Source organism: Bartonella schoenbuchensis R1 (assembly GCF_002022685.1).
In the GTDB taxonomy this organism is placed as follows: Bacteria; Pseudomonadota; Alphaproteobacteria; order Rhizobiales; family Rhizobiaceae; genus Bartonella; species Bartonella schoenbuchensis.
This window is the reverse complement of sequence record NZ_CP019789.1, coordinates 257,910-270,847: the sequence shown is the minus strand read 5'-3', so window position 1 is coordinate 270,847 and position 12,938 is coordinate 257,910. Positions and strand designations below refer to the sequence as shown.

General features: G+C 41.3%; 11 protein-coding genes and 1 pseudogene. 1 reads left to right on the top strand and 11 read right to left on the bottom strand.

From position 1 onward, the window contains the following. Window positions 1-13: 13 nt before the first annotated feature. The 9 genes and pseudogenes from BscR1v2_RS01150 to BscR1v2_RS01110 all read right to left on the bottom strand — a co-directional run bounded on the left by BscR1v2_RS01150 (window position 14) and on the right by BscR1v2_RS01110 (window position 10,653). Window positions 14-274 (bottom strand): hypothetical protein, encoded by a 261-nt coding sequence (locus BscR1v2_RS01150; protein ID WP_078689428.1) that lies wholly within the window; start codon window positions 272-274, stop codon window positions 14-16. 12 nt (window positions 275-286) lie between these two features. Continuing rightward, entirely contained in the window at window positions 287-1,264 is a 978-nt protein-coding gene (locus tag BscR1v2_RS01145; protein ID WP_078689427.1) for a phage tail protein, read from the bottom strand. Then, window positions 1,257-2,117, bottom strand: coding sequence for a transglycosylase SLT domain-containing protein (locus BscR1v2_RS01140; protein WP_078689426.1), 861 nt, complete (start codon window positions 2,115-2,117; stop codon window positions 1,257-1,259). The genes BscR1v2_RS01145 and BscR1v2_RS01140 overlap by 8 nt, the downstream gene beginning before the upstream one ends. Next, a complete protein-coding gene (locus BscR1v2_RS01135) occupies window positions 2,117-4,477 on the bottom strand; it encodes a hypothetical protein (protein WP_236829008.1) in 2,361 nt (786 codons plus the stop codon). Before BscR1v2_RS01135 ends, BscR1v2_RS01140 begins: the two co-directional genes overlap by 1 nt. A gap of 275 nt (window positions 4,478-4,752) precedes the next feature. Continuing rightward, window positions 4,753-5,880 (bottom strand): N4-gp56 family major capsid protein, encoded by a 1,128-nt coding sequence (locus tag BscR1v2_RS01130; protein WP_078689425.1) that lies wholly within the window; start codon window positions 5,878-5,880, stop codon window positions 4,753-4,755. A gap of 105 nt (window positions 5,881-5,985) precedes the next feature. After that, entirely contained in the window at window positions 5,986-6,945 is a 960-nt protein-coding gene (locus tag BscR1v2_RS01125; protein ID WP_078689424.1) for a hypothetical protein, read from the bottom strand. Window positions 6,946-6,969: 24 nt separating this feature from the next. Next, a complete protein-coding gene (locus BscR1v2_RS01120; protein ID WP_078689423.1) occupies window positions 6,970-9,012 on the bottom strand; it encodes a portal protein in 2,043 nt (680 codons plus the stop codon). Continuing rightward, a pseudogene (locus BscR1v2_RS01115) lies at window positions 8,997-10,321 on the bottom strand (PBSX family phage terminase large subunit). Before BscR1v2_RS01115 ends, BscR1v2_RS01120 begins: the two are co-directional and overlap by 16 nt. An 11-nt stretch (window positions 10,322-10,332) precedes the next feature. Continuing rightward, window positions 10,333-10,653 carry a hypothetical protein gene (locus BscR1v2_RS01110; RefSeq protein ID WP_010704015.1) on the bottom strand — a complete coding sequence of 107 codons (321 nt, stop codon included), beginning with the start codon at window positions 10,651-10,653 and terminating at the stop codon, window positions 10,333-10,335. Between the two features lie 367 nt (window positions 10,654-11,020). Here BscR1v2_RS01110 and BscR1v2_RS01105 point away from each other — a divergent pair, with 367 nt between their 5' ends. After that, window positions 11,021-11,734 (top strand): hypothetical protein, encoded by a 714-nt coding sequence (locus BscR1v2_RS01105; RefSeq protein WP_153301967.1) that lies wholly within the window; start codon window positions 11,021-11,023, stop codon window positions 11,732-11,734. On the opposite strand, the gene BscR1v2_RS01100 is transcribed toward BscR1v2_RS01105, so the two are convergent. Together BscR1v2_RS01100 and ssb are read right to left on the bottom strand one after the other, a co-directional pair. Further along, window positions 11,710-12,243, bottom strand: a complete 534-nt coding sequence (locus tag BscR1v2_RS01100) for a hypothetical protein (protein WP_078689421.1) — start codon at window positions 12,241-12,243, stop codon at window positions 11,710-11,712. The genes BscR1v2_RS01105 and BscR1v2_RS01100 overlap by 25 nt on opposite strands. Window positions 12,244-12,258: 15 nt before the next feature. Next, entirely contained in the window at window positions 12,259-12,705 is a 447-nt protein-coding gene (ssb, locus tag BscR1v2_RS01095) for a single-stranded DNA-binding protein (protein ID WP_078690286.1), read from the bottom strand. Window positions 12,706-12,938 lie beyond the last annotated feature (233 nt).

Genomic DNA, 12,938 nt, shown 5'->3' with positions numbered 1-12,938 from the left:
TGCTTTAAATTCCTTAATTTGTATCTTCAGGATGTGTTAGATTGACAAGTTGTAAACGCAATTCATCAATGGCTTTTTGCAAAGCTTCAATGCGTTGATCTGTTTCTTTTTGATAAGCTGTAAAAGCGCTTGAAAGATCATGTTGAATATCGTCTTTGACCTTATCAAGGATCTTATTTAAAGGCGCATGAACTAATCTATGACTTGCATAAAAAAGAACACGAATCTGCCCTGTGTCGGCAATCTCATCAATTGCCGAGGGACTATTGATCATCTGTAAAAAACCTTATGATTTTATGGCGTAAACAACCGTTGTATTAACAGGGCGTGTTTCTGCTGCACCTGTTGAAGAAATTGTTGCACTATGCGTATGGGCACCTGCTGAGCTTGTTCCCCCTGACAGATTTTTCCAAGTATACGCAGGATTTCTTTTACCAATAGCACCGCCATTGGCCAACAACTCGTACTGATACTTGTGCACATGCGCCCCTGCTGTTTGAATGGTGCAACTATGTGTATGTGCTTTAAAGCTATCTTGCTGCTTTTCAGCAAACTTTCTATCTTTATCTATACCGCGCCCATCATCAAAACCACGTAAAAACATCCCCCTAAAATCGGGTACCTTAAAAGTAGTATCACTATCTGTCCCCCAATGCTCACCTATTGCTTTGAATAAACGAGGATATTTTACACGCTCATAACTTGCACCATCACATATAAGCCAACCATCTGGCGCCGTTTGCATCGCAAATGTCGCAATAAACCCAGGAGGAAAGATTTCTACCTGAGGAGGTGTTTTGGGTGTTGGGTTTAATAAATACCAACCATCAAGACTTCTTGTTAATGTGCTGTTACTATAGATCAGCTCATAAATGCCATCCTTTTGTAGCTCACCACCTTCTAATGATATAACACCTATATCAGTCATTTTATAAATAGACTTCTCACTCAAACTATTGACGGTTATTGTCGTTGCACCAACATTTGTATCACTGGCCCTAAAACGTATAAAAATATCATTCTTATATTCCGTGATGGGAGAAACTGTATTGAGTGTAATTGATGTCGTCTTTTCTTGACTGTTGACAATAAACTTTGCTTCAATTGTCCCACCATTATCTGCAAGATATTCTCGTATACGCTGCATCATAGCACGTGCACTATTATTAACAGAACTAGGCGGCTGTCCTTGTGCCCAATTAATACTATCATCTGAGTGTGCGTTTGTATCCGCTGTCAATGACCAATCATAAATATCAGACATTATAAACTCCTGCCCTTGTTAAGAACTCTTTGCGTAATTGATCTCCTCTTTGTCGACCATTGAAAGAAGATGGCTGGCGGCGAGGACTAATCAAAGGCGTTAAATCCGCAGGACGTGCCCCGCCTTGTGAAAACACAGGCTGCTGCATCATTTGATTTTGTGCCATCTGTATCTGTTGATCATAATTTTGCGCATTCTCTTTGATTAACTGCGTTAAATCCGCCATGCCTTTTTTTAGAAAATCACCATGACCACCCTGCTCCTGCAATGGAGCATTCTGTGCCACCAATTGATCACCCTGCATTACATTTTGAAGCCTTTGCATGCCACGTGGTGGAACCGCCTCATTTGGAACTGCTTGCCTATAACCTTGCTCAGGCTGTGCTGTTCTATTGTACTGCTGATAAACATGATTCATAAAATCACCTGCTGTTGCACCAGGGCGCCCACCATTAAGCGCTATTGCTTGTGAGCTTAACAGCTGGCTTGCTGGTGCATCTGGGTTCTTAATAAGTCTTGCAGCCCCCGCTGGCCCTTGTTGGTGTGCTAAATAAAGTTCAGCTTCTGAAGGTGCTCTTCCCAAAGCTGTTTGCAAATAACGGATATTGTCTTTGGTTAACCGCGCCATTGCATCAATCGATTGAAGGGGATCAAACTTATTATCCAGCTTATATTGGCGTGCTGTGGAATCTAAAAATTGATAAAGCCCACCTGCACTACTCTTCTTATTTCTTGCATTGGGATCACCACCACTTTCTATCATCGCCACGCGTTTAAGAAAGCTTTCGGGTAAATCATACCTTTGTGCCGCCTGTAAGATGGCACTGTGAACATGAGGATGAAAATTAATCATTAATTTTTAAGCCATCTAGTATAGCTGCCCGTCGATAGAACATTAAGCAAATTGATGAACTTTACAAGTTCTTCTTGTGTGATTAAACGCTTCTGTTCTGCTTTACGAAACTTGTTAATTAACTCAACAGATTTTTGTCTCGATAACCTAACATCCCCACGTTCATGGGCTGTTATGAGTTCTGCAATGTCTCTTTCGGCATCTCTGTGTATTGTAAATAGCTCACCCTCGTTCCTTGGAAGGCGCGCAAATAACTCTGATCTCTCAACCTCTGGCCGTAAAGCTTTCACCATTTGGTTTGCTTTATCCTCACCATAAATCAGCCGTAATTTCTCTTGTCCACTTTGCGTATTAAACAAACTTGAAAGACTATTCTCAGGGCTTTGTACATTAGCTGCTGTATGTTCTATCTGTGAACGTGCACCTTTTCTAAAAGCATCCAGTTCTTTAGATTCCAAGCCTGAAAGCTGATTTTTGATCATATCAAGCGTCACATTCTTATCAAACGCTTTTTCACCCTGAGATAAAGCGCTGCCAAGAGTGCGTTCGTCATGGTAAAATTTGCGCGCCTGGGTATAATGTGGAGATGACGTATCTAAAACACGAAGCAGACGTTCCTTCACATTCATCAAATCTGCGGCATGTGTTTGATTGTCTTCTTTAAGAGCTAATTTAATCTGATTGTCTATGCCGCCCTTTATTCTGTGCAAAATCCGCATACTCATTTCTGGATTTTCACGATTTGCTATAACTGTTTCATCTCCCACATTCAACAAACCCGCAATTGCTTTTTTACGTGCATCATTAAATGCAGGACTGTCCTCTAAAAGCTGTAAATCTTTCATAACAGACTCTGCAATGGGTGCAGTAAATGCCTTTTCATAGAGCGGTTCAGCCTCTCTTTTTGCGTTGTTAATAATGTCTTGCTTTAAATCAAGTGTATTGACTTTCTCACCAAGTGCTTCATTCAGCCTTTCCCTTACACGTTGAGTACTTTCAGCTTGCCTAGCTCCTAAACGATTGCTCATTATTGAATGTGTAGGATAGTCTTTTTTTGCCTCTCTTAAGGCCCGTGCAGCAAGCTGATCACTTAAATCAATGATCATTGAATCAGGGCCTTTCCACTTTAAAGCCTTGTCAAGATCATGAATACCTGCACTGTCTAAAGCACGACTTATCTCTTTAAGCGCTTTGTTGCTTATTTGAACTTCACCTGGTTGACTTCCACGAACCCATTTTGGAAGCGTTTTTTTAACAAAAGAAGGCGTTGCACTAGCTGGTTTTGTGACAAGAGGCGCTGCTGCTGATAGAGCAAAAGGCGCAGCACCACCAAATAACCCACCAAATCCAGTAGTTACTATAGTATTCCCCCAACCTTCCCCTTCACCACTTCCTGCTATAGCTCCATAGATTCCACCGATTTTTGCAGCGCGCCATAAATTAAACTTTGCTGCTGCTTTTTTTGCTGCTGCTTCCCCTGCAAGTTTTGCTTCTGCCCGTGTAGCACCTTGCGCTAATGCAGATTGAAATGCTTTTGCCTCTGCTGCCTTACTTAAAGTATCTACGGCTGCGCCTGCAGTTTTTGCAGCCGTCTTATTTACAGTACTCGCTGCAGCTTTTGCTGCCGTAACTGCTGAACGACCGTTTCGAAGAGAAGGAACAGCACGCATAGCAGCAGGAGCACCACGTATAGCAGCAGCTATACCACGTCCAATACGCACAGGTCCTGTAAATGGTATTAATAAGCTTGCAAATCCACCAGCTAAATTACCGGCCAGATAAGCATAAGGATGCTCTTTTTCTAGCAATTTTTGATAGTCACGCCGTCTCTCCACCCCGTCGTCATATGTTTCTTTCCCAGCAATTGATGATACTCTTGCAGCTATTTCATCATCATAACCTAAAGTCAATCCGTGAACTGATCCCCATCCCAAAGCCTCCGTAATACTCGTTTTAGGGCTATCTTCTTGTGTCGTTGGTTTATTATTGTTTGTGATAGGAACACTTTTATTTCCCTTATTTTTCGAGAAAAGTTCTCGGAGTTGTTCCGGAGTAAAATCATCTATATGACCAAGAATTTCTGCATTATCATAGTTTGTGTCAAGCAATCGCTTATCAACTAGTCGCTTATTATTTCTTACAATAGGAACATTTTTATTTCCTTTATTCTTTGAGAAAAGCTCTCTAAGCTGTTCCGGAGTAAAATCATCTATATGACCAAGAACTTCAGTATTTTTACGATGAATAAGAGGAGGCCTTTCCGTCATAATGGGTTGTCTTAACTCAGCCATTGGTTTGTTTTCATAATCAATTACCGGCTGTTTACTATTTGCATCACCAACGGGAAAAAGCCCACTCATAACTACACCTAATAGAGTAGTTCTTTTAAAAGATAAGATACACAACACTTTCCCCTCCTTATTTTCTTCTGATCAATGGCTATTGTAATTGATGCATTTAGATAATTACAAGCGGTTACTAGTAGAAACAGACATACAGAAATCTTCAACCTAAAGCCCAAATACGATAGATATCGTGAAGCTGGCTAGTAAAAAATATCATGCTCAGAAAAATTAAGATATAAAAATTTATTAATTCTCTAAATATTATTAATCCTATTTTATCTCACCGATTGTTACATGCTATCTTCAGCAAAAGATGGGATAACAATGGTGCCAAAGTCTTGTGCTCCCTGATTAGAATAGGGCAAAGCGTAGCGTGACTTTTTCATGCCAATAATCGTCTTGGCAGCTACACCAAACTCACGTTCATAATCAATCATCTCTTCCACTAACTTATAGCGTGTTGCTCCATTGCTTTTATTGCTACGCCCATAAGCCATGATGATACTTTGTGCACCAAGCAAAACAGCACGCCGAACAGACAAAACAGGCTCTTTTGTCTTTGAATCAACACCATGAGGCACATGTTCAGCTTCACGTAAAACAACACCATTATACATCCCTAATGACCCATCAAAAATTGGGTTTTTAGAGCGGCTTCCATTAAAAACTGCCTTGGTAATGTCAAGCCACTGACCAGCATCTGTATTAGTGCGCAATTGTGTCACCTGTATTGGGTGAAGATACATCACATAGACACTGTCTCCATTAATCCGTACCGGTCTAATCTTAGGATTAGCCAGTTTTGCATTCTGTACAGCTTGATCGATTAATTTGAGATTAAACACATCTTCTTTTGCAAGTGCTTCATCCGTTTTTTTCTGATTTGGGCGAATAACACGCTTACTGCTTGGTTCTAAAGGTTCATTAAAGCCATAATGCACTGGTTTAAGCGTTACGGTATGCCCTTCAAACTTCATCCATGGTGCTGTATAGCCTGCAGCTTGAATAAAGAACATCATGCTTAAACGGTCTGCATACCAATCAACAAGTGCATCCTTTGCTTCATTACGCAAGTTAAACAAAACACGTTGCTGATCAATCGACCCTTCATTTGGAACACGTACAGCATGAGAAAGCTCATTAATGCGTATCTTATCACTCATAAACTGAAGCGCTTCTTCATTACCTTCCAGCGTTTGACTTTCGCTAACACCATCACCCATAAGCTGGGTCCGTAATCCCATGGTAATTGAATCACCCGCTGATTTTCCTGATTCATCCTTCACTTGGATGATACTATTTTTGTTTGTCCCCATAAGCGGTGCAATAGACAATGCTTTTGAGGTCTCTGTATTGAGCATCTTAGCCCAAGCGCTAACCGCTAATGGGGCATTGATCGTTATTTGTGTTGTCGCCATTTTTTTAAATGCCTTTCTTCATCTTGGTTAAAAAATTGCCGCACTTGTGCAGCATAACCAAGCACCATCACTTGGTTATCTCTGATGAGCTAAGATGCATGTCTTTCACATCCCGCTCATAATTTGTTCAAATTTCCCAGGATTTTTCTCAACCCATGCTGCAAACTCAGCTTCTGGCATGGAAGAAAGCGTTTTTATATCAACACCCCCTGTTGGAGCTTGCCCCCCACGCGCTGCTAATGTACGTGCTGCTGTTGTGCGTTCTTGAAGAGCACTCACATCATCTCTCATCTGTGGACCAGAGTATCCAAACGCTTTTGCTTTGTGCACAAGCACCTCTACAGGGTTAATGCCTGCCCTTTGAGATTGCTTACATATATCACGTAATTGAATACCAATTTGTTCTTGCCTTACCGCAGGATCGTTAAGTTGCGGATACAGATTGGCATCTGCTTTAAAAGAATTATCTGCATACTCATAAAGATAATCCATGATATAATCTAAGTCAGGGTATTTATCTTGAACCTGTGCCTTGGCTGCTTCAAAATAATCCCCTAATTGCTGACGCTCATAGTACTCTTGATTGACACGCTCTTGTTGCTCTCTTATCGATGAAAACTCATGAAGCAATCTTTGCTGTTCTTGCACCTTCTGACCAATCCATGCGATATGCGCCTTGGGATCATTTTCCAAAGAAGGAACATTTTCATCATGACGGCGCGTTATTTCTTGCTGGATAGCGGCATATTTTTGTGCCATCTCTAGCGCAAGCTCACGGGCCTCAGCAGCATCTTGCTCCGCTTTTTGACGTGCTTGGCGCTCTTGCTCTACAACAGCGTAACGAGGTTGCTCAGACTCCTTCTCGCCACCATCATCATTTAACGACTCTTGAGAAACCTCTTCTGCTGGCTGCTCAGATGCCTCATTTAGTCCATCTGTGTCATCTTCTCCATCTGTTTTAACATCTTGCTCAAGATTCTCATCTTGCATGCTCTCAACAGGATAATCGCTTGTAAATTGTTCATCATAAAGGGCTTGTTCTTCAGGGGTAAATTTTTCTTCCATTATCTCGTTCCTTTTCGTTAAAGTTTAAGTTTTGCCTCTGATGGTTGCTGCTCGATAATTTTCAAGCTCTATTTGCAATGCTCTGATCTGCATCTCTCGCTCAGTTATCGCATTTCTTGCTCTTTGCTGTTCAAGCTGCATACGCGCTTGTTCTTGCTTTAAGAAAAGCTCAATATTCTTCTGCTGCAGTGCTACTTGTTTGCTTTGGGCATCCAGCTGATTGAGCACACCTTTTGCCTGAGTTTCTTGTTGAATAGCTGCAACTTTTGCTTGTTGCTCGGGGCTTAATTGCGGCCCTTGGTTTTGCATCATCATCTGCTGTTGTTGCTGTTGCATTTGCGCTTGCTGCGCTTTGGCCGTTAAACTGGCCACAAGAGTTGCCGGCAATGGCGAGAGTTTCAAAAGATCGGGGATCATATCTGGCGTTAAGAAATTCCCGAGTAACGGCAACATTTGAGTAATGGCCGCAAATGTTCTTTCTTTCTCATTCGGGCTGGTTGGTGAATCATCAACAATAATGTCATACTCAAGGGTGGTGACATCCTCACGTGTTAAGGGCACATACTCAGCCTTCTCTGGTCCGGAAATGCGTATCAGGCGACCATCGGAAAGATAGTTTTGAATGAGATAAAGGATGATCTTTCCTTGTCGGCACCGATACAGCTTTAAATTATCAAATAAACCTGCAAGCAAATTGAGTGTTGACTGGCGGCGTGTATTCTCCAACACATTCGCCTGATTAACCTCCCGTGTTCCTATGAACTCAGCAGATAAACCTGTCACATGTGTAAGTGACTCACGGGCCTCATTAAACAGTTGAAAGAAACCATTGGGAAATTCTGCACGTGGTTTGGACTGTATCTTTCCACCAACCAAAGCACCACTTTTAAGCCATGTAATCGTATCAGCCTTTGCCCAGCTCTCCACGGCCTGGCGCTCATCATCAAAAGCACCTCGTTCAGCCATAATGCCGCCTTTAGCTTGGCTATTGAGGATATACATCACTTGACTAAAATATTTATTCGACCATCTTTGCGGGTCTTTTGCCGGCCTGACAATGCCATAAAACTGGTTTTTAAGCTTATCCAACGTGCCTGTTATGCATTCCCATCCAAGCTGCCCATCAGGGGCTAATGGTCTGTCAGGCTTGCCTAAAAGACGACGCCCTAAAAAAGCACGCTTAACCACCTTTTTATGAAAGCTCGCACCTTGAATTTGCGGTACAAGCATTTGCAGCTGTTTAAACTCTTGGGCACTATAATCACGCATCTGACCTGTTTGAAGATCTTCTGCTTTGTAATAAGGCTCATATTCAAACCAACGACACTCAACAAGCGTGACATATCGTTTCCTTGAAACTGCATCTGTTCCATTATTGTCATCACTATAAGCATCAAGGGAAACATGATAATCTTCAAGATCGGTTGTGTTGTCGATAGCCCAATCAGCATTCAGATCTTCACTGGCCACATTGGGAAACAAGCTTTTGGCATCCTCAATGGGTTTGCGATCAACATACCACATGCGCTGTGCATCAACCAGATTAGGCCTTACAGCATTCACATCCCACACCATCTTGAGTGGATCCAAGCGCCTTACTGTGGGTTTGCCTTCAGGGTTTGCTTCATAATCAAGCCGTGTATCTGTCCACCCCATACCGCAAATGATCATATCTTGAAAGGCATCGGAATCGGCATATTCAGCTTCAGCTTCATCACGAAACCACTCTGCTGCCCCGGTGAGCAATTCATTGGATATCGCTGCACCAACTTGTCTTGGTTGAAACTGTACTTCCCGTTTATTGTTACGCTCTGCTCCAACAATGGCATTAACCAGAGGAGCAATACGGTTAAACGTCATAACAGGGCGCCGCTGTGCTTTTAAAACAGCTAAATCTTCTTCTGCCCACTGACGTCCATTATAAAAGTCAAAGTCTTCACGCGCTTGCTCACGCCATTCATTGACATGCTCAATATCTTCCCCGTACCAAGACTTAAGACGTCTATAAAGCCCATCATCATCAAGGCTTGTTGTTTTTTTAAGATCGTTTTCTAAAATGCCATCCATGATGCCGTTTCTCTTTCTGTCGCGCTATAACGCTCTGGCTTTGATGGAGTACGTGGTGCTTCATAAACAATGCACATCAAACCAAAGGCATCGGCTCCATGACTTGCCCAGTCATGTTCAGCCCCCAAACCAATGGCGCGTTTTTCATCCCATTTTTCGTGATACCAATTTAAGGCTTTACGGCCAGCAACTGTCGTTTCTTCATGAAACCAAACACAAGGCAAAATACGACGCACGGCTTCAATGCGCATCTTAACAGCCCCTGCCCCTTGATTGGGTACAACCTGTGTGTCAAAACCAGCCTCATTTAAAGCACTCTCAAAGCTCACATTGTAAACACGGTCTCTTGTCGCTCCATCATGAGGAAGCACCATCAGTGCCTTGTCATAACCATTGCAACGCAACCACCCAATATGCTCAGATAAAGGTTGACCTTGCGCTTCATAATAATCAAGCACCCTGATCTCCCTGCCTACAAACTGTGCAATCCAGATAGCCGTTGCGTCAGCTTTTGCTCCCGTGCCCCAATATCCCAAAAGGCACGAATGGGCATTAAAGGATCACGTGCTACACGTCCAACCCGCCCCTCTTGCTCGGCTGCTAACATTTCCTTCTGAAAATAAGCCCCTTGCACAGCTTTAAGATAATCACCCTCCCAAATATGGTTATAACTCTCAGGACGGTTTTGAAGATCATCAAGACGTACTCTTTGCAACTTTTGGGGAAACAAAGGATTATCAGACCAGTTAACCTCTACCCCTTTAATATTTTGATCCTTTGTAAAACGAAAGCGTCTTTCAACAGGTGCATTCTCACGTAACGGATTCCACGTCACCCAAAGCTCTGCACGCCAGCCCTCTCCTTCTTCTCGCAATGTCGGTATCAGTGTTTGCCAAGCCGTTTCAGTCACAGGTTCAGCTTCATCAACCCAACAAAGCAAAATACGCCCCATCGACTTAATGCTCGCAATATTGCGATCTAACCCTGAAAACTGAAAAGATATACGTCCATCTTTCGACTTAATGGACGACTCTCCAACACAGTAATAGTCCTTTAAAAAATCATAAGTCTCAATCGCTCGTTTAATCTCTTGTAATGAACTCTCAGCAAGCGAATTTTGAAACTGGCGGGCACAAAGGATAATCCCTGATATCCCACCCATACCATATTCATAGCCCTTTAAAGCTGCCATTAAGGCAAAGGACCTCGTCTTTCCTGATCCTCGCCCTCCCCACGCAGCACGCACATCAGCAGCTCCTTGAAACAACGGGATTAATTTCTCGATGATCACAACTTGAGCTGTAGCCATCTCAATCACCCTTAAACAGCTGCCTTGTCCTTTATAACAGGCGCAACAATCTCAACACGGGTAATCATCTTGATGGCTTCATCATTTTCACCGGTAACCTGCAAAGGTAAGATCTTTCCCAACAAGGCTAAATAAGCCGCTGGGCATTTGACAGCCTGGCGTTCAAGATAAGAAATCAAACCTTCATTGCCATATTTGTTGCCAGCCTGCTCTGCTGCTTTAATCACAGCCTCTTTAAGAATGCGCGTTGTCTTATTGGGAACACCTTTCACACGCCCTGCTCCTGCGTTGGGCGGTGTCCCCTTCACAGACTTATCTGATCCAGATGCCATGGGTTATTCCTTTAAAGTGATTAAACAAAAAAGACCTCACTCTCGATGGGGGCAAGAGGAGGTCAATTAATGTCAATAAATCGTCAATAAATAAAAACAACTAAACTTGATTATCCTAACAAAAAACCCTGCAAACGCAGGGCTTTCCGTATCATAGCAAGAAATAAAAATTATATTATCACTGTAATTTTGGACGCAATAAAACCTCCTACAGCAGTGCCATTAAATACCATTTCTACCCCTATGTCAACTAAAAAATCACGATATGGTATATTTTTATCTCAATCAATCTAAATATGGTATAAATTGCTCCCTCTTATCGAATCAATTATACGAATTCGTAACTTTAAAATCAGGAGGGGACGATGTGCTTTTTCTTATCTTAAAAATCATCATAATTTTGTTCTTGCTTGCAATTATTGTATCAGTTCTTCCCCCTATTTTAAGTTTTATAGGGGAAGTTCTTGGAGGTATATTTGAGGTAGCACTTAAACTTTTATTCATACCACTTATAATAGTAGCATTACCAACAATAGAAACTATCCGTTACGCGTTTGCGAAAGATAAAGATAAATATATAACTGCACAGAACACAGTGATTCAGAAACAAGAACCTATTGAGGAACAAAACACTAAGGAATCAATTGAGGAAGAAAATACTAAAACAACTATAACAGATTATTTTTATCTTATTATAGGTTTATTACTTGGTCCTATAGTTCTACTAGGAATATTAACAGGAATATTATTATATCCAGCATTAGTATCCATACTAACAGGAGTTATACTATTCACACCTCCATTCCTTCTCCTACCAGAGTCAATAGCTAAAATATCTGTGTTAATACTCTGGATATTTGTCTCTCCATTTTTATTAATGTGTTTTGCTCCAATTCAACATAGACTCAAGTTGCTCCCTGTTCTATTTTTCTTACAAGCAGTAATTTTCTTGTTTCTACTTTACGTCGTACCTTCCTCGCAGGAGCTTATATTTTATGTCGGATTCTTTGAATTGTATATATGTGTATGGCGGAATTTCCTGTTTGAACCTAAAATTCAATCTTTACTAGAAAACTTATGAAGAGCATTCAGAGCAATGTATAGAGAACTGACAAGATGTTCCATTGGTTGATCTTCAATAACGATATACTGCAAAGCAGCATGAAGATTATACTGACGATATAACCCTTGTGCTTCTCTGATAACCTCTTGCACAGCTTCATAGTGATCTGTTGCTATTTCAATCCATTTTTCCCTTCCTCTGTCATCATAAGATGTTGGCATCTCACTATAAACTGCACTCTGAAACCCTTTTGCACACCGATAATCGTTTTTCACCTGAATATACTGTTGTGATGCATCGTATTGATCTTGATTAATCTTTTTTTCCAATAAATATAACCGCCCTACATAAGTGCCAATAATCGGGTTTTTCGCATCTTGAATACTCACCCCATAACGCTTGGCACGCATTTCAAGTGTCTGTTGATATGAAAACTTATCAGGCGTTTTTGCACGTGAGATACGTCCATTGGGTTCTCTTATTTGACCTTCTATTCTAGGTCTTCCCCGTTTCTTACGTTTCTTCATAAGAAAACCTCCTGATTAAAACGGGATATTGTCATCCAAAGTCGTTTCTAAATATTCTCGATCACCGCTCTCCCATGTCGTTGTTTGCTTTTGAACATCCATGTCAGGTTCAGCCTTTTGAACACTATCAAGGATTTTCAGTTCACCCTTATATTGCGGTAAGATAATTTCTGTTGTGTAGTGTGTTTGCCCGCTTTTATCTTGCCATTTACGCGTCTGTAATTGACCTTCAACATAAACCTTGGAACCTTTACCCAGATACTGAAGTGCAACCTTTGCAAGATGGGGATTAAAAACCACGATAGAGTGCCATTCTGTTTTCTCTACCTTTTCACCTGTTGTTTTATCTGTATAGCTCTGAGACGTGGCTATACGAAAGTTCACCACCTCTGCACCAGATGTCATTGTCCTGCTTTCTGGATCGGCACCGAGATTGCCTACTAAAATCACTTTGTTGATCATGTTGGATATCTTTTCTAAGGAAAATAATTGAAATGAAATACGGATATGAAAAGCTGCTTTTATTATAGCATGACATAGTGCATTTTTCCAAAGAAAAAACAGCATAAATAATTGAAAATAAACATTTTATTGGTGATTTTATCCGTGCATAAATGCTGTTCTCATCCTATTCATATAACTAACTGATAATATTCATAAAAGTTATTTTATAAAAATTAAGAAAATTTCTCTGT